The 16,138-nt window shown below is 70.1% G+C and carries 15 protein-coding genes; 13 read left to right on the top strand and 2 right to left on the bottom strand.

Features of this window, described 5'->3' with window-relative positions; genetic code table 11:
• Positions 1-49: 49 nt before the first annotated feature.
• Both IT359_01950 and IT359_01945 read right to left on the bottom strand, forming a co-directional pair.
• Positions 50-1,126 (bottom strand): hypothetical protein, encoded by a 1,077-nt coding sequence (locus IT359_01950; GenBank protein ID MCC6927729.1) that lies wholly within the window; start codon positions 1,124-1,126, stop codon positions 50-52.
• Positions 1,127-1,223: 97 nt separating this feature from the next.
• Positions 1,224-2,345, bottom strand: a complete 1,122-nt coding sequence (locus tag IT359_01945; GenBank protein ID MCC6927728.1) for a CoA transferase — start codon at positions 2,343-2,345, stop codon at positions 1,224-1,226.
• Between the two features lie 270 nt (positions 2,346-2,615).
• Between IT359_01945 and IT359_01940 the strand changes: the two genes are divergently transcribed.
• The 13 genes from IT359_01940 to IT359_01880 all read left to right on the top strand — a co-directional run bounded on the left by IT359_01940 (position 2,616) and on the right by IT359_01880 (position 16,131).
• Positions 2,616-3,479: a hypothetical protein gene (locus IT359_01940; GenBank protein ID MCC6927727.1), complete on the top strand. Its 864-nt coding sequence runs from the start codon at positions 2,616-2,618 to the stop codon at positions 3,477-3,479.
• 90 nt (positions 3,480-3,569) lie between these two features.
• Complete coding sequence (locus tag IT359_01935; GenBank protein ID MCC6927726.1) at positions 3,570-4,634, top strand: hypothetical protein; 1,065 nt, start codon at positions 3,570-3,572, stop codon at positions 4,632-4,634.
• Positions 4,631-5,791 (top strand): ArgE/DapE family deacylase, encoded by a 1,161-nt coding sequence (locus tag IT359_01930; protein MCC6927725.1) that lies wholly within the window; start codon positions 4,631-4,633, stop codon positions 5,789-5,791. Before IT359_01935 ends, IT359_01930 begins: the two co-directional genes overlap by 4 nt.
• A gap of 10 nt (positions 5,792-5,801) precedes the next feature.
• The gene (locus IT359_01925; GenBank protein MCC6927724.1) at positions 5,802-6,020 is read left to right on the top strand and encodes a hypothetical protein; all 219 of its coding nucleotides are present in this window, start codon (positions 5,802-5,804) and stop codon (positions 6,018-6,020) included.
• On the top strand, positions 6,017-6,715 hold the full coding sequence (locus tag IT359_01920) for a ribonuclease HI (GenBank protein MCC6927723.1): 699 nt from the start codon (positions 6,017-6,019) through the stop codon (positions 6,713-6,715). Before IT359_01925 ends, IT359_01920 begins: the two co-directional genes overlap by 4 nt.
• A 183-nt stretch (positions 6,716-6,898) precedes the next feature.
• The gene (locus IT359_01915; GenBank protein MCC6927722.1) at positions 6,899-7,078 is read left to right on the top strand and encodes a hypothetical protein; all 180 of its coding nucleotides are present in this window, start codon (positions 6,899-6,901) and stop codon (positions 7,076-7,078) included.
• A 3-nt stretch (positions 7,079-7,081) separates the two neighbouring features.
• Positions 7,082-7,972 (top strand): zinc ribbon domain-containing protein, encoded by an 891-nt coding sequence (locus tag IT359_01910; protein ID MCC6927721.1) that lies wholly within the window; start codon positions 7,082-7,084, stop codon positions 7,970-7,972.
• Between the two features lie 118 nt (positions 7,973-8,090).
• Positions 8,091-9,248 carry a hypothetical protein gene (locus IT359_01905; GenBank protein MCC6927720.1) on the top strand — a complete coding sequence of 386 codons (1,158 nt, stop codon included), beginning with the start codon at positions 8,091-8,093 and terminating at the stop codon, positions 9,246-9,248.
• A gap of 45 nt (positions 9,249-9,293) precedes the next feature.
• A complete protein-coding gene (locus IT359_01900; protein ID MCC6927719.1) occupies positions 9,294-10,199 on the top strand; it encodes a hypothetical protein in 906 nt (301 codons plus the stop codon).
• Between the two features lie 27 nt (positions 10,200-10,226).
• Complete coding sequence (locus IT359_01895) at positions 10,227-11,114, top strand: 3-hydroxybutyryl-CoA dehydrogenase (protein ID MCC6927718.1); 888 nt, start codon at positions 10,227-10,229, stop codon at positions 11,112-11,114.
• A gap of 1 nt (position 11,115) precedes the next feature.
• The gene (locus tag IT359_01890) at positions 11,116-12,594 is read left to right on the top strand and encodes a carboxypeptidase regulatory-like domain-containing protein (protein MCC6927717.1); all 1,479 of its coding nucleotides are present in this window, start codon (positions 11,116-11,118) and stop codon (positions 12,592-12,594) included.
• 93 nt (positions 12,595-12,687) lie between these two features.
• Positions 12,688-14,214: a carboxypeptidase regulatory-like domain-containing protein gene (locus IT359_01885; GenBank protein MCC6927716.1), complete on the top strand. Its 1,527-nt coding sequence runs from the start codon at positions 12,688-12,690 to the stop codon at positions 14,212-14,214.
• 39 nt (positions 14,215-14,253) lie between these two features.
• A complete protein-coding gene (locus IT359_01880; GenBank protein MCC6927715.1) occupies positions 14,254-16,131 on the top strand; it encodes a M61 family metallopeptidase in 1,878 nt (625 codons plus the stop codon).
• The last annotated feature ends 7 nt before the right edge of the window (positions 16,132-16,138 follow it).

Here is a 16,138-nt window from a genome sequence, read left to right as displayed (position 1 = left end):
CTTGGCCGGCACGCCGCGGCACCGGAGCCGCCACGCCCGCGAGTCGCGCTCAGCGATGCCCCGACGTCACGATCGCCGTTGTCGGCTGCGACACCCGGGAAGCGGCTTGCCCCGCGTAGGCCAGGGCGGCAGCAAGCGTCTCATCGTCGCCCAGCACCACCGCCGCGTCGCTGAACGGAACGGCCACGTCGGGGGCAATTCCCTTCCACTCGATCGGTTGGCGCTGCGCGGTGTACTCGATCCAGCGCGAGACGGAGAAGCCGTATCCAGCGCGCACGGGAAAGACCGCCGGGTTCCCCGAACCGCCACCGGTGGTGTCGCCCACCAGCGTCACGTTAGGCAGCGCCTGCATCGCCGATGTGAACCCCTCGGTGGACGAGAAGGCCCCACGCCCCACAAGGAGAATGACGGGACGCGTGAACTGCCAGCTCCCCCGCGGCACCACGCTACGCGGCGTCATTGGCGTGAAGGCGCCATGCTGCGCACCGTTGCGGTACTGGTAGTAGCCGCCAACGCGCGACGTCGAGGTGAAGCGCCCCGCCACCTGGTAAGCGAAGGCATCGTTGCCGCCGCCGTTCATCCGCACGTCGATCACCAGCGCCGGCGCCTGACGATAGCGCTCCAGCACGCGATCGAAGGTGGCCACGTCGAACTGCCCGTTGCCGAACGTGGTGATGGCGACGTACGCCACCGCCCCGTAGTCGACGTGATACAGCGCCGCCGACTCGGTGGTGAAGCCGTCGAGTTGCGCCTGGCGCGCGCGCATCGCGGTCGACCAGTTCTCCCGGTACGCCGGCCGGAAGGTGGCCACGTACTTCCCGTCGGGCTGGATGACCCAGACGTGGACATCCCTGAGCGTGGCCAGCGCCTCCTTCACCACCTCCATGAAGGTCGCGACGTCGGTCGCTCGCTCGGCGCGGGGACGGTACTGCGCTCTCACCCCCCGCCAATCGATCCCCTTGTAGTCGAAGTACGAGTACTCGCGGTCGGCGGTGTTCCACATCCGGTCGAACGAGGTGCCGAACGACTCGCTGGTGGGGGCCGACGCGTCGTCGCCGCACGCCGCAGCGGCGAGCGAGAGCGTCACGGCGCCCAGCAGCGAACGGAAATGGGAAAGCGTCGGCACGCGGCGGCTTACCCCGCCGCGGGGCAAACGTTCGGCGACGAGCCCGGCAGCTGACGGCGCTCGCGCCCGCGCTCCGGCGTTCGCGCCCGCCCTGGCGTTACCCGTGGCGCCGGCGAGCGACGCGGGCAAACGCCTCCCAGCCGTGCTCGCGGATGAGCGCGCCGTCCTCGTCGAGCGTGGGAGGGTCGAGGCGCACGCTTCCCGGCACCGAGGGCTCGACGCCCGTGCGCGCCGACGCACTCACTGCGCCCAGCGCCTCGGTCACCCCCTTCACCACACCGCAGGGAACCCCAGCGGCGTCCAATTGGGCGATCCAGTCGGCGGCGGCGCGCTGCGCCAGCCGCTCGGAGATGGCGGCGACCACACGCTCGCGATGAGCCAGCCGGCCGGTGTTGGTGGCGAGCGCCGGGTCCGTCGCCAGCGCATCGAGTCCGAGGGCGCGGCAGCAGCCCCCCCACTGCCCGTCGTTCCCCACGGCGATGACGAGGTAGCGATCGGCGGCGCGAAAGAGCTGGTACGGGACGAGGTTGGCGTGCCCGTTTCCCCAGCGTCGCGCCTCCTTTCCCCCGACCAGGACGTTCTGCGCGACGTTGACCAGGGCAGCGGTCGCCGTGTGCAGGAGCGAGGTGAACAACCATCGCTCGGCGATGGGGATGGGTGAGGTTGCGCGTTCGCGCGCGACCAGGGCGCCGAGAATGGCGATCGTGGTGTCCTTGCCGGCGAGGACGTCGGCGAGGGCGATCCCCGACTTGGCGGGTTGGCCGTCGATGGGACCGGTGATCGACATCCACCCCGACTCGGCCTGGACGACGAAGTCGTAGCCGGGGCGGTCGGAGTGGGGACCGAAGCCGGTGACGGTGCACCAGATGAGGCGCTGGTGCTGGCTCAGGAAGCGCGCCGGATCGAACCCTTTCCGTTCGAGGGTGCCGCGCTTGTAGTTGTCGAGGACGACGTCGGCGCCGGCGATTAGTCGTTCGAGGATGGCGCGATCGGCGGGGGCGTCGAGGTCGAGCGCAACGCCGAGCTTGTTGCGATTGATGGCGAGGTAGTAGGCGGCCTCGCCGCGCTCGTCGAAAGGGGGGCCCCAGGCGCGGGTTTCGTCGCCGATACCGGGGCGTTCGACCTTGAGGACGTCGGCGCCGAGATCGCCCAACGTCATGGAGGCGAGTGGCGCGGCGAGGACGCGACTCAGGTCGAGTATTCGGATTCCCTGTAGCATTGCAAGCGGTGTGCTGTCGCGTTGATGACGTTCCTAGAATTGGACTGCAGCGGAAGAAAGCGGCATTTCCGTACTTCGAGATGGCATCACCGCGACTTGCGTAGGCCCCGAAAAATCATATACTTACCGCCGCCTTGCCCCCACCAGAATGGCCCGCGATTCAGGTGCCGACACTGGTGCGCGGGCCGAGCGGGGCCCTCCGGGTGCCCCGACCACGTCGCGACCATCTTCGCGACCTGTTGCCGGAGCATACGTTTGATGTCGGAGAATATGGCGTCCATTGACGAAATGCCGGAGGGGGAGGAGAGCGCCCCCCCGACGCCGACGCCCCCAAAGCGTGGTCCGGGGCATCGCGGGCAGGACGTGCGCGACACCATGGCCGAAATGGCAGCCAAGGCGCACGAGATCTCGCTGGAAGCGGGGAGCCGGATGGCCGGGACGATGCGCGAGGTGGTAGGGGCGGCGGCCGGTCTCACCCCGTTCGCGATAGAGAGCGCCCGCGACCTGGTGCAGTACATGGTGCGGCGCGGGCAGATGTCGCAGGACGAGGCCGACAAGCTGATGCGCGACGTCGAGGCGGCGCACGCGTCGTCCCCGAAGGTACCGAAGCCCGAGCCGGCCAAGGTCGAGGCGCCCAAGAAGGTCGCGCCAGCGGTCTCGGCGGCCCCCGTCGTGTCGCTGGAGCCGCCGGTGGTCCCGCGGCCGCCCAAGTCCGTGACGCCCGACTCCAAGCCGGTCGTCAAGCCGGCCCCCGCACCGATACCCGCGCCCGCGCCGGTCGTTGTGGCACCTCCTGCCCCGGCCGCCGAGTCCAAGGCGACCAAGGTGGCGAAAGAAACAGCGAAGGACTCGGCGAAGGCGGCCGCGCCCAAGGACTCGCACAAGGACCCATTGAAGGACACAGCCAAGGCATCTCCCAAGGCGCCGGCGAAGGAAGCGGCAAAGGACGCGTCGAAGGAAGCAGCGAAGCCCGCTGCCAAGGCTGCACCGAAGGCTCCCGCCAAGGAATCGCCAAAGCCGGTGGCCAAGGAAGCTCCCAAGGTTGCGGCAAAGACCGCGACCAAGCCGGCGGCCAAGGAAGCGCCCAAGCCTGCCGCGAAGACTCCCGCAAAGCCGCAACCGAAGAAGAGGTAGCAGCGGCACGGCGATTCCGATCGCCTGGCCTGACACAGCAGCCACAGGGGCGACGTCGCGAGACGTCGCCCCTTGTGCTTGTTTTGGGGCATGCCTGCACTCGTCGCTCGCGCGCCCACGCGCCTCGACTTCGGCGGAGGGTGGACCGATGTCCCTCCCTATCCGACCGAGGAAGGGGGATACACCTGCAACCTGGCCAATACGCGCTATGCCACGGTGCGGCTGGCGCCCGGCGGCGACGGTGCAGCTGACGACGACATGCGGGAGCGCGCCCTGGCCAACGCGGCGCTGCGCATCGCCGGGCTCCCGGGCGTGGAGGCGCGCGTCACGAACGACTTCCCGTTAGGCGCGGGACTGGGCGGCTCGTCGGCGGCCGGCGTGGCAATGATGGGGGCCATCGAGGGGTGGCGCGCCGTGGCCGATGCCATGGGAGTCCCGCCGCAGGCACTTCCCGCCGGCGCCATCACCGCGCACTACCGCCGCCTGCGCGACCGCGTCCCCGCCAGCCGCACGGCGCTGGCCGAGGCCTCGCGCCGCGTGGAAGTCGACGAGCTGCACATCGCGGGGGGGCGACAGGATCACTACGCCGCGGCGTACGGCGGAGCGCTGGCGCTGGAGTTCGGCGAGGCGACTGTGGTCCACCAGCTCGCCCTCACGCACCACTTCATCCGCGAACTGGAGCATCGCTGCCTCGTAGTGTACACCGGGCAGTCGCGCATCTCGGGGGACACGATCACCGCCGTGATGGACGCCTATCGTGCGCGCGAGGGGCGGGTGCTGCGCGCGCTGCGCGGGATGAAGCGCCTGGCCGTGTCGATGGCCGACGCGATCGTGGCCGAGGAGGTGGACGGGCTGGGGGTGCTGGTGCGCGAGCACTGGGAGCACCAGCGCACGTTGCACCCGGCAATCACGACGCCGCTCATCGATCGTGTTCTCGACGTGGCGATGCGCGCGGGTGCCATCGGCGGCAAGGCGTTAGGCGCTTCGGGCGGGGGGTGCGTGCTCCTCGTCTGCGCACACGGGCTGGAGGAGCCGGTGCGCCGCGCCGTGGAAGTTCTCGCGACCCCCGTCCCGTTCTCGGTCGACACGCAGGGCTTTGCGTGGTGGCCGGAGGGCGACGGCATTCCCCCGGACCCTGCGGCCCTCCCCACATGACCGACATCCCGCCTGGCGACGCGATCGCACTCCTGCGGCGCCTCGTTTCCGTCGACTCCCGCAATCCTTCGCTTGTCCCCGGTGCACCTGGCGAGGGGGCGGTGGCGGAGGCGCTGGCGCAGGTGCTGCGCGCCTGGGGCTTTCGCACCGAGCTGATGGAGGTGGCGAGCGGGCGCCCCAACGTGGTGGCACGCATCGGAAAGCCGGGAGGGCGCACGCTCCTCTTCAACGGCCACCTGGACGTGGTGGGGGTCGACGGAATGCTGCACGCCCCGTTTAGTGCCGAAGAGCGGGACGGGCGGATCTACGGGCGCGGGAGCTGCGACATGAAGGGCGGGGTGGCGGCAATGTGTGCCGCGGCGGCGCGCGCCGCGGCGGCAGGGCTCGACGGTGAGGTCATCGTGAGCGCGGTGGTGGACGAGGAGTACGAATCGCTGGGGACGCGGGGGCTGGTGGCGTCGGGCCTGCGCGCCGATGCAGCGATCGTCACCGAGCCCACTCGGCTGGCCGTGAACCCGGCGCACCGCGGCTTTGTCTGGGTAGAACTGGACTTTCGCGGGCGCGCGGCGCACGGATCGCGCTACGACCTGGGGGTGGACGCCATTCGTCACGCCGGGCTCCTGATTGCCGCGCTGGACACGCTGCAGCGCGACGTGCTGACCCATCGCACGCACCCGTTGCTGGGGCACGCATCGTTGCACCTGTCGACCATCGAGGGCGGCTCCGGGTGGTCGACCTACCCCGACCGCTGCACGCTGCGCATCGAGCGGCGCACCCTGCCCGGCGAGACGACGCAGGAGGTGCTGCAGGAGGTCGCGGCGGCCTGCGAGCGCGTGGCGGCGATCGACGACGCGCTCGACGTGGAGCTGCGCCACATCCTGACGCAGGGGCCGAGCGACGTGGCGGGAGACGCGACCATCGTGCAGGCGCTGGAGCGCGCGATGCGCGCCGAGGGCGAGACGATCCTGCACGAGGGGATGAGCGCCTGGACCGACGCCGCCCTCCTCAACGACGCGGGGATCCCTGCCATCTGCTACGGTCCCGGTGATATCATCCTCGCCCACGCCGACGAGGAGTGGATCCCGCTGGACGAGGTGGAGCGCTCGACGCGCGTCCTCACGCGGCTGGCGCGCGAGTGGATGCAATCCGCCGTTTGACGCGAGGCACATGGCACGCTTCACCACCCGACAATACGACGAACTGGAAGGCGCCATCACCGCGGGGAAGCGCCTGTCGGTGTACCGGCGCGGCACCGAGTACGTCGTGATTCCCCAGCGCCTCTTCCTCAAGGGGGGCAAGGAGGCGATCGAGGCCGTGCACCCCACCACGGGCGACCGGATCGTCCTCGTCCTCGACGACATCGACTCGTTCGAGGTGGTGCGTTGAGCAGTGCCGCCGAGCGTGGCGCCGCCAGCAGTGGCGCCGCCAGCGATGACGCGCGGCGCGCCGACAACGGCGTGGGCAACCTCCCGCTGGTGGCGATGTACGCCGACGAATCGTGCCTGGGGAACGGGCGTGAAGGGGAGAACCCCGGCGGGGCCGGCGTCCTGGTGGAGTACCAGAAAGCGGACGGCGAGATCGTGCGGCGCGACGTCTGGATCTCCGAACCGGCCACCACGAACAACCGAATGGCGCTGCGTTCGGTTATCGAGGGCTTTCGCGCGATCGCGCACAAGGGCGGGCGCTTCCGCGTGGTCTTCACCACCGACTCGCGCTACATCGTGGACGGGATGACGCAGTGGGTGCACGACTGGGCGCGCCGCGGGTGGAAGCGAAAGAGCGGCCCCATCGAGAACCTGGAGCTGTGGCAGCAGGCGGTGTGGGCGGTGAACGGTCACGCCGTGGAATGGCGCTGGGTGCGCGGACACAACGGACACGCGCAAAACGAGTACGCGAACCACCTGGCCATCGCCGCCGCCGGGGAGCAAACGAGGTCGGAGGGGCTGGTCGAGTCCGGGTACGCGGCGTGGGCGTCGAAGGTGAGCGCGGTACAGAGCCGGATGAGACTCGAGCCGTTCCCGGATGCGGCGAAGTTCCGGGCGGCGGCCCGACTTCCGTATGAGCGGACGGGGCAAAGCTAGCCCCAGCGAAGGCTGGGGGGGGACGGGAGTGCGGCGCCGCGGGAGGGGCGCCGCGGGGGGCGCCAGGGGAGATGAGTGACCCTCGTCCCTGGGGAGGTGCAGACCCTGGTGAGTGACCCTCGTCCTCGGGGGGGCGTCCTTGTCCAAGCACTATCTCGCCCACCGGCCGGGAGGCCCATCCCAATGGTCAAGATCCTCGTGATCCTTCTCATCGGCTTCGCCGCCGGCTATTCGTTCGGCTGGAAGGACGCACAACTCCACGCCGAGGACGTCGTGACGCGTACTATCGAGCGGGTGGGGGGCTCGAACCGCGGGAAGTACAACACGAACGTCGACGCGACGATGGAACGTCTGGAGCGCTAACGCATGGACGAGCTCGACCGCCTGTACCGCCGGTTGGTGCAGAACATCCGCGCCGGTTTTCCCGAGTTGCTCACCCGAGGGTTCGAGGTCTCGCAACTCTACCAGCAGATCATCCCGTACCGCACCAACCGCCGCGAACTCGGCTTCGACTCGAACGAGGAGTACGAACTGGCGGTGATGCAGTTGCTGGCGGGGCTGCGCGGCTACCTGAGCGGTGACGCCGAGCTGCAGAAGGCGATGCGGACCGAGCTGGCGTCGCCGGTGCCCGAGCTGACGGCGTTCCGCGTCTTCGCGACGTCGACCGTCTCGCTGGCACCGGAGGCGCTCAAGGCGCTGGAGAAGCGCCTGGCGGGGGGGAGCGAGATTCGATCGCCCGCGTCGTCGCTGTCGCCAACGGAGCAGGCCGCCCTTGCCGGCCGCGCGACCGAGTCGGTGGAGGTGACGGGGGAAGCCCCGTCGGTGACGCGCAGCTCGACGCCGTCGCGTCCATTCCTGGCGACGTCGGCGAGGACGCCAGTCTCGCAGCCGGCCTCACCGCCCGCCTCGCCGGCCGCCTCACCGCCCAACTCAGCGCTGAGCCCCGCGCCAATCGCGCCACTTCCGCCGCGAGCGACCCCACGAATCACGCCGCGAATCACACCGCGAAGCACCCCACTCACCTCTCCGCTCGCCGCCCAGTCCGACGCCGCCATGGCTTCCCCTCGCTCGACCCCCATCACCGTGAGCGCCGGCGACAGCTGCCGCTATTGCAGCGGCACCCTCCCCGAGGGGCGGAAGCTGACCTTCTGCCCCAACTGCGGCCACAACCTCACGGTGCAGCACTGCCCGGCGTGCAGTACGGAGCTGGAGGTGGGGTGGAAGTTCTGCATCACGTGCGGGAGGGGAGTGGCGTAGGGGCGGACGGGGGACGGGGGACGGGGGACGGGAGTGGGCGAACGCGGGCGTTCGCCCAGGGGTAGCAGTGTCTTGATCTGACACAATCCAGCGCCCCCGTCCCGTAGTGAATCTCGCCATGGCCCAATTCCCCGTCCTGCTCCTCGTCGTGCTCGCCCTGGCGGGGTGTGCGTCGTCGCAGACGGTGACGGTCAAGGCGACGCCGGCGCCGGCGGATAGCGTGGGGGCGACGACGACCACTTCTGGAGGGGTGGTGACAACCGGGGCGAGCACGCCGGTCTCTCGGCCGACGAGCGGGGGGTGGCAGCTCGATACGCGCGAGCATGTCGACCTCTGGCTGCACGGCTTCGCGATGCTGCAGGACGACCAGTCGCTGGTGCCGTATTTCCGGCTCGGGTATCCGGCGTCGATTGCAGGGGTTCGCCCGGCGGGAGGCGTCTTCGACCAGAATCGCGCCGCGCTCCAGGCACGGTTCGCGACCAACGCCAACCTCACCTCGGCGCAGTTCCTCGCCCTCTACTTTGCGTCGTGGGACGACCTGCGGCGTGGCGTCGATCGCTTCCTGCGCGACGAGGGAGACGTGCGCCTGGCGCGGTCGCAGGAGGAGCTGCGGATGTATGCGACGATTCGCACCTACTTCCCCACGGCGTCGGATCGCGACTGGTTGCAGCTGTTCGTGCGCGCGCTGGACGACGAGCGATCGCGCTTCTATCGCGCCTTCTGGCAGCAGGAGCAATCGCGGCGCTCGTCGATGCGCGGGTCGATCGACGTGCTGTGGGCGGGGACGTATCGCAGCGCCTTCCAGCGCTTCATCCGCAACGCGATGCAGCGCGAGGGGCGCGTCCTCCTGTCGCTTCCGCTTGGCGGTGAGGGGCGCACGCTGTCGGTAGGGGGGAGCGACAACTTCATGTCGGTCACCTTTCCCACCGGTGGCGAGGACCCCAGGGACGCGCTGTACGTGATTGCCCACGAGGCGGTGGGGACGACAGCGACCGCGGCGGTGCGCGACAACTCGTCACCGACGGACGAACGCAACGGCGACGTGGCCAGGTGGAGCGCGCTGGCGGCGGTGCGTGGCGGGGCAATGCTGCTGCAGCGCGTGGCGCCTGAACTGGTCGCGGGCTACCAGCGATATTACCTGCGCGTCGCCCGCGCCAGTGCATCGGCGCTGGCCGCCGCCGATCCATTGACCGCGTTCAACACCACCTTTCCCCTGCCGGCGAACATCGTGACGGCGCTCGATCGCCAGATCGACATCGTGCTGGGCGGGATCTGACGTGTTGCGCCACCCCACGCCCGTCGCCAACTCCCATTTCGAATCATGACCGACGCGCGCACTCCCAACGCTCCCGACTCCGGCAGTCCTGCCTCCCAGCTGCAACGCACGGCGGCTGGCAAGGAGGTGGCGCCCCAACTCGATCGTGCCGCACTCGAGCGCGTGCTGGCGCGCGCGGCGGAGCTGCAAGCCGGACAGTCGGAGCCTGCCGAGCAGATGAGCGAGGCGCAGCTGATCGAGGTGGGGAAGGAAGTGGGGATCAGCGCCGAGCACGTGCGGCTGGCGCTGGCGGAGGAGCGGACGCGCGTGGCGGTCCCCGAGGCCACCGGGGTGGTCGGCGGCTTGTTCGGCGCCGAGGTGGTCACGGCGTCGCGCGTGGTGAATGGGCAGGCAACCGACCTCTTGGGGCGCATCGACGACTGGATGCAGCGCGAGGAGTCGCTGCGGCCCATGCGACGGTTCAACGATCGCCTGACGTGGGAGGCTCGGCGCGACCTGGTGGGGCAACTGGCGCAGGGATTCAACCTGGCGGGGCGCGCATATTCACTCACCTCGTCCAACGAGGTGGGAGCGACCGTGGTGCAGGTGGATCCGCAGCGCTGCATGGTGCGGCTCGACGCGTCGTTCAGCGAGTCGCGGCGCAACTACGTGATTGGCGGTTCGATCGCGGCGGGAGGTGGGGTGCTCGGGTTGGGCGGGGTGATGGCGGTGGCGTCGATGATGCCCGAGGGGTCGCTCCTGTTCGGCGCGCTGCTGGGGTTGGTCCCGGCGCTTGGGGGCGGGGCGATTTCGTACGCAGTGGCGGCGACGCATCGCAAGAAGGTGGAGCGGGCGCAACTGGCGCTGGAGCAGGTGCTCGACCGGCTGGAACGCGGCGAGATCCGGCGTCCGGTCAATCCGCTGTCGAGCTTCCTGGACGTGGTGTCGCGCGCCGCGGAGGGGATTCGCTAGCGGCGCGGTGAGGGCCCATTATTGGGCATGCGAACACACGGAACGGTCGGCGTCGTCGGGGGCGGGCTGATGGGTGCGGGGATCGCGCAGGTTGCCGCGCAGGCGGGGCTCGTGACGATCCTGCGCGAACTCGACGACTCGTTATGCACGCGGGCCCGCCTGGGCATCGAGCGATCGCTCACCAAGGCGGTCGAGAAGGGGAAGCTCCCCCCCGACGCCCTGGCGAGCACGATGGCCAGGTTGTCGTTCACGACGGAGCTTGGCGCGCTCGCCGAGTGCGACATCGTGATCGAGGCGGTGGTGGAGGAGCTGGAGGCAAAGCGCCGGCTGTGGAGCGCGCTGGATGCAATCGTGGCGCCGCGGGCGATCTTCGCGTCCAACACGTCGTCGCTGTCGATCGTGGAGCAGGCAACCGTGACGCAGCGCGGCGACCGGTTTGTGGGATTGCACTTCTTCAACCCCGTCCCGGCCATGCGACTGGTGGAGGTCGTGCGCACGGTGACGACGAGCGACGACACGATGCGCAGCGCGTACGAGTTCGTGCGTTCGATCGGGAAGGAGCCTATCGCGGCGAAGGACACGCCCGGCTTTGTGGTGAACCTGCTGCTGGTCCCCTACATGCTGGATGCCGTGCGGGCGCTGGAGCGCGGCGTGGCGAGCGTGGCGGACATCGACGTCGGGATGCAGCTGGGGGCCGCGCACCCGATGGGGCCGCTGGCGCTGTGCGACTTTGTGGGACTGGACACGCTGCACCGCGTGGCGGGAATCATGTACGACGCGTATCGCGAGACGCGCTACGCCCCTCCCCCGCTGCTCACGCGCCTGGTGGCCGCGGGGATGCTGGGCAAGAAGAGCGGGCGAGGATTCTACACCCATGGTGGCGAGGCACCGGTCCCGAACGACTTCGCCGGGTGACATGACGATGTGGCGCGCGGCGCGTGCGATCGTGCAGGCGGGGGCGTGCGCCATGTTGCTCCTGACGATTGGCGCGGTGCGCGCGCGCGCGTCGCACACCGGGGCGGGGCGCGCCGCGCCGACGCTGGACGCGCAGCGCATACCGGCGGCGCGGGTGGTGGGGATCGTGTACGACTCCATCTCGCATGCGACCTTGAGCGGTGCGGTGGTGCAGCTGGTCTCGCAGCGCGGGACGTTGCGGCTGACGGCGACGACCGACTCCACGGGGCGCTACGCCTTTGCCGCCGTCGAGCGGGGCACGTTCCTGCTCGGCTTCTACCACGCCAAGCTCGATTCGCTCGGGGTGGAGGCGCCGACGTCGACGATCGACGTGCGCGACGACGAGGTCCTGGCAATCGACCTGGCGGTCCCCGCCGTCGCGACGGTGCTGCGGCGCGCGTGCGGGTCGGGGGCCATGCGCGATTCGTCGGGGGCGGTGATGGGATACGTGCGCAGCGCCGCGACGACGGGTCCGGTGGAAGGGGCATCGGTGCGGGGACGCTGGAGCGAGATCGTGATCGGGAAGCGCGGCGCCGAGGTGAAAGTGCGCGAGGTGAAGGCGCGTTCGGCCGACGACGGGTGGTTCACGCTGTGCGAGGTCCCCGCCGGGGGGCTGGTGCTGGTGAATGCCGCGGCGGGGCGCGACTCGGGGGCGACGCTCGAGGTGAGCGTCCCCAACGACGGATTGCTGGTGCGTGACCTGCTGGTGCGCGACGTGGAGGTCTCGCCGCACGCTGGGGGCGCCGTGTCGAGCACGGTGCGCGGGACGGTGCGCACGCCGTACGGCGAGCCGCTGGCGGGGGCTCGCGTGCGGCTGTACGGGGAAACGCGGGAGGTGCGCAGCAATGCGCGCGGGGAGTTCACCCTGGCCGGTGTCCCGGCAGGGACGCGCATGCTGGAGCTGCGGGCGCTGGGCTACGCACCTCGGCGCGAGCTGGTGGACCTGGTGGCGCAGCAGGAGGTGGTGGTGGACCTTCCGCTGGAGGAGTTCCCGACGACGATCGACACGATTCGCGTGTACGGCGCGCGCCCCGCGCTGGGCGACGTGATGGCGGGGTTCGTGCGGCGGCGCGCGCTGTCGCAGGGTGTCTTTCTCGACCCCGAGGGGTTGGAGCGCCGGCAACCGCTGGCGTTCAGCGACCTGTTGCGCGGGATTGCGGGAGTGGATGTGGTGACGACGGACGGTGTGCGGGCGGTGAAGATGCGCGGCTCGGACGGGGAGGCGCGCTGCGAGCCCGAGCTGGTGGTGGACGGCTTGCGGCTGCCGAGGTACGAGAGTGACATCGACCACCTGATTCCGGTGAGCATCGTTCGGGCGCTGGAGGTGTATCCGAGGCGGATCCAGGCGCCGGTGGAGTTCCAGGCACCGGACTGCGGGTCGATCGTGGTCTGGACGGGGGCGCGGGGGTGGTTGGGGAAGCGGGGGGCGGTTCGGCGTTAGGCGAATCTGGGGGAAGTTCCTTCACGGCGGAGCACGCGGAGTTGCGGCACATGACAAACTCGACGATGCGTCTCTACGAGGCGAGGTGATGGCATGAGCAGGATGGCGTGGCGACGGGGACGAGTCCTGGTGGGGGCGCTGGCCAGCGTGCTGCTGCCGGCACTGGCGCGCGCGCAGGGCGACTCGTCGGTGGTGCGCTCGCGGATCTCGGGGGTGGTCTTCGACTCGCTGTCGTCGCGGCCGCTGGCGGGCGCGATCGTGCAGCTGGTGACCGCGACGGCGTCGCGGCAGGCGCGGTCGACGGAGTCGGCGGCGAGTGGGGCCTTTGTCTTCGACTCGGTGGAGGCGGGGACGTACCTGCTCGGGTTCTATCATCCGCTGCTGGACTCGTTAGGGGTGCAGGCGCCGCTGTCGCGCGTGGACGTGCGGGAGCGCGGCGACCTGCGCGCGCCGCTGGCGGTGCCGTCGGCGCCGACGCTCCGTCAGGTCTTCTGCGGCGCGCGCGCGGTGGTGGACTCCGTGGGGCTCTACCTGGGCACGGTGCGCGGGGCCGACAACGGCTTCGTGCGCACGGCGGCCACGGTGCGGGTGCAGTGGTCGGAGATCACGATCGGCGCGGGCGGGATCCAGCGGTCGGTGCAATCGGTGGAGCGCGAGCCGAACGACCAGGGGGTGGCGGCGGTGTGCGGGCTCCCGGTGGGAGCAATGGTGATGGTGCTGGCGGCAAGCGGGGCGGATTCGTCCGGCTTCGCCGAGTTGGAGGTCCCGGCCACGGGGCTCGTGCGGCGCGACCTGCTCGTGGGCGCCTCGCGCGCGGTCGCCGTGCGCGACTCCTCGACCGACTCGACGTCGGGGACGACGCTGGCCGAGACGGTGATGGTGCGGCGGGGCGACGCGACGCTGCGCGGCACGGTGCGCAAGCCCGATGGCACGCCGCTGGAAGGGGCGCGCCTCGCCTTCTGGGGGGCGGGGCTCGACGCGACGACCAACTCGACGGGGTCCTTCCGCCTGGAACAGCTCCCGGCCGGGACGTACACGGTCGAGGCGCGCGCGTTAGGCTTTCTCCCGCAACGCCGGGCAATCGACGTCTCCGAGCGCAACGAAACGGTGGCCGACTTCCGGCTTGAATCGTTCGGGACCTACCTCGATACGGTGCGTGTCACGGCGCAGAGTGTCTGGAAGTCGCGCGAGATGCGCGAGTTCGACGAGCGTCGCAAGCGCGGCTTCGGCACCTTCTTCGACGAGGAGGCGATCGCGAGGCGCAACCCGATCTACGTCGGCGACCTGCTGCAGATGACGCCGGGAGTGCGGGTCCTGCCGAGCGGCGGCTTCGGGCACGTGATCCTGATGCGCGGGATGGGCTTCCAGGCCTACTGCAAGCCCTCGATCTGGGTGGACGGCATGCGCGTGATGAACATCGACGGGGACATCGACTCGTTCGTCAACGTGCAGGACATCCGGGCCATGGAGGTGTACCCGCGCGGCGGGAGCGTGCCGGTGCAGTTCCAGACGCTCGAGGGGTGCGGGTCGCTGGTGATCTGGACGGGGGGACGCAGGGCGCAGTTCGATCCCAGGCAGGTGAAGGCGGCGAAACGCACCAAGTCGCGTCCAGAGCGGTAGATTCTCCCGTTCGCCGCTCACCATCTCGTGCCCTGCCTCATGCGCCACGTCCCGCTCGCGCGCGCCGCTGTCCTTGCCGTCGCCGCCCCGCTACTCATCGCCGCCCCTGTTTCGCAGGCGCAGCGCGCGCCTAACGCCAAGGCCGCAGCGGTGGAATACTCCATCGCCTTTCCCAACGCCGCGCATCACGAAGGGGAGGTGTCGGTGACGTGGCGCAACGTCCCGCCCGGGGCGCTGCAAGTGCGCATGAGCCGCTCGTCGCCCGGACGCTATGCGCTGCACGAGTTCGCGAAGAACGTCTACAACTTCAAGGCGGTGGACTCGAAGGGGCGCGCACTCTCCATCACGCGCCCCAACCCGCACCAGTGGGACGTGCGCGGGCACGACGGAACGGTGCAGGTGACGTACACGCTCTTTGGAGATCGCGCCGACGGGACGTACGCAGGGATCGACCGGAGCATGGCGCACCTCAACATCCCGGCAACGTTCGCCTGGGCGCGAGGAATGGAAACGCGCCCGGTGCGCGTGACGTTCCGTCGCCCGGATTCTTCATGGACGGTGGCGACGCAGCTCTTTCCCACCAGCGACTCGTCGACCTTCACCGCGCCACACCTCCAGTACTTCATGGACTCGCCGACCCACCTGGGGGCGCAGGCGTGGTACGCGTGGGACGCGGCGGCGAACGGGAAGACGTACACGATGCGGATCGCCCTTCACCATCTCGGCACGTCGGCCGAGGGCGATGCGTACTTCAAGGCCACGAAAGCGATCGTCGAGCAGGCCGCGCAGGTGTTCGGCACGCTCCCCGACTTCGATGGCGGGAGCTACACCTTCCTGGCGACCTACCTGCCCTGGGCCTCGGGCGACGGGATGGAACACCGCAACTCGACCTCGCTCACGAGCAGCGGCGCGCTGGCCACGTCGATGGACGGCCTCCTGGGGACGGTGTCGCACGAGTTCTTCCACGCCTGGAACGTGGAGCGCATTCGCCCAAGGACGCTGGAGCCGTTCTCGTACGAGGAGGCCAACATGTCGGGGGAGTTGTGGCTGGCGGAGGGGTTCACCAGCTACTACGGCCCGCTCATCGTGCGCCGCGCGGGATTGCAGGACGACGCCGAGTTCGCGCAGGACATGGCGGGCGCGGTCAACCTCGTGCTCAACGCCCCCGGACGCCGCTTCTTCTCGGCCGTCGAAATGAGCCAGCAGGCGCCGTTCACCGACGCCGCCGTCTCGATCGACCCGCAGAACAAGGGGAACACCTTCATCTCGTACTACCCCTTCGGACAAGCGATCGCGCTGGCGCTTGACCTCACGCTGCGCGAACGTGGCAAGACGCTCGACGACTTCATGCGCGAGATGTGGAAGACGCACGGCGTGCAGCAACGGAACGCTGCACCGGTCAAGCCGTACACGGTGGCCGACGCGCGCGCCGCGCTGGCGCGCGTGTCGGGCGACGCGGCGTTCGCGCGCGACTTCTTCGCGCGCTACATCGAGGGACGCGAGGCCGCGCCCTACGCCGAGCTGTTACGCCGGGGAGGCTTCGTGGTGCGCAAGGCGCGCAGTGGTGCCGCGTGGGCCGGCGATGTCGCGCTCCGATACGAGGGGGGCAAGGCGGTGGTCACCGCGCCAACGCCCATTGGCTCCCCGCTGTACGCGGTGGGCATCGATCGCAACGATCGCATCGTCTCCATCGACGGGCGCCCGATGTCGGGGAGCGCCGAATTCAGCGCCGCGCTCTCGGCGCACAAGCCGGGCGACGTCGTGCCGATCAGCTTCGAGTCGCGCGGGACGACGATCGATGCGATGCTTACTCTTGGCGAGAGCCCGCGCATCGAGATCGTGACGTTCGAGGCGGCGGGAGAACCGGTGACCGACGCGGTGCGCGCCTTCCGCGCGGCCTGGTTAGGCGCGAAGTGAGCGAGGC

The sequence above is a fragment of the Gemmatimonadaceae bacterium genome (genome assembly GCA_020852815.1).
GTDB lineage: Bacteria > Gemmatimonadota > Gemmatimonadetes > Gemmatimonadales > Gemmatimonadaceae > SCN-70-22.
This window is presented reverse-complemented; position numbering and strand designations above follow the sequence as displayed.

Excerpts from the sequence above, each read along its gene's own strand:
- IT359_01945 (MCC6927728.1), bottom strand. The coding sequence starts at position 2,345 with ATGCTACAGGGAATCCGAATACTCGACCTGAGTCGCGTCCTCGCCGCG.
- IT359_01940 (MCC6927727.1), top strand. The coding sequence starts at position 2,616 with ATGGCGTCCATTGACGAAATGCCGGAGGGGGAGGAGAGCGCCCCCCCG.
- IT359_01935 (MCC6927726.1), top strand. The coding sequence starts at position 3,570 with ATGCCTGCACTCGTCGCTCGCGCGCCCACGCGCCTCGACTTCGGCGGA.
- IT359_01930 (MCC6927725.1), top strand. The coding sequence starts at position 4,631 with ATGACCGACATCCCGCCTGGCGACGCGATCGCACTCCTGCGGCGCCTC.
- IT359_01925 (MCC6927724.1), top strand. The coding sequence starts at position 5,802 with ATGGCACGCTTCACCACCCGACAATACGACGAACTGGAAGGCGCCATC.
- IT359_01915 (MCC6927722.1), top strand. The coding sequence starts at position 6,899 with ATGGTCAAGATCCTCGTGATCCTTCTCATCGGCTTCGCCGCCGGCTAT.
- IT359_01910 (MCC6927721.1), top strand. The coding sequence starts at position 7,082 with ATGGACGAGCTCGACCGCCTGTACCGCCGGTTGGTGCAGAACATCCGC.
- IT359_01905 (MCC6927720.1), top strand. The coding sequence starts at position 8,091 with ATGGCCCAATTCCCCGTCCTGCTCCTCGTCGTGCTCGCCCTGGCGGGG.
- IT359_01900 (MCC6927719.1), top strand. The coding sequence starts at position 9,294 with ATGACCGACGCGCGCACTCCCAACGCTCCCGACTCCGGCAGTCCTGCC.
- IT359_01895 (MCC6927718.1), top strand. The coding sequence starts at position 10,227 with ATGCGAACACACGGAACGGTCGGCGTCGTCGGGGGCGGGCTGATGGGT.
- IT359_01890 (MCC6927717.1), top strand. The coding sequence starts at position 11,116 with ATGACGATGTGGCGCGCGGCGCGTGCGATCGTGCAGGCGGGGGCGTGC.
- IT359_01885 (MCC6927716.1), top strand. The coding sequence starts at position 12,688 with ATGAGCAGGATGGCGTGGCGACGGGGACGAGTCCTGGTGGGGGCGCTG.
- IT359_01880 (MCC6927715.1), top strand. The coding sequence starts at position 14,254 with ATGCGCCACGTCCCGCTCGCGCGCGCCGCTGTCCTTGCCGTCGCCGCC.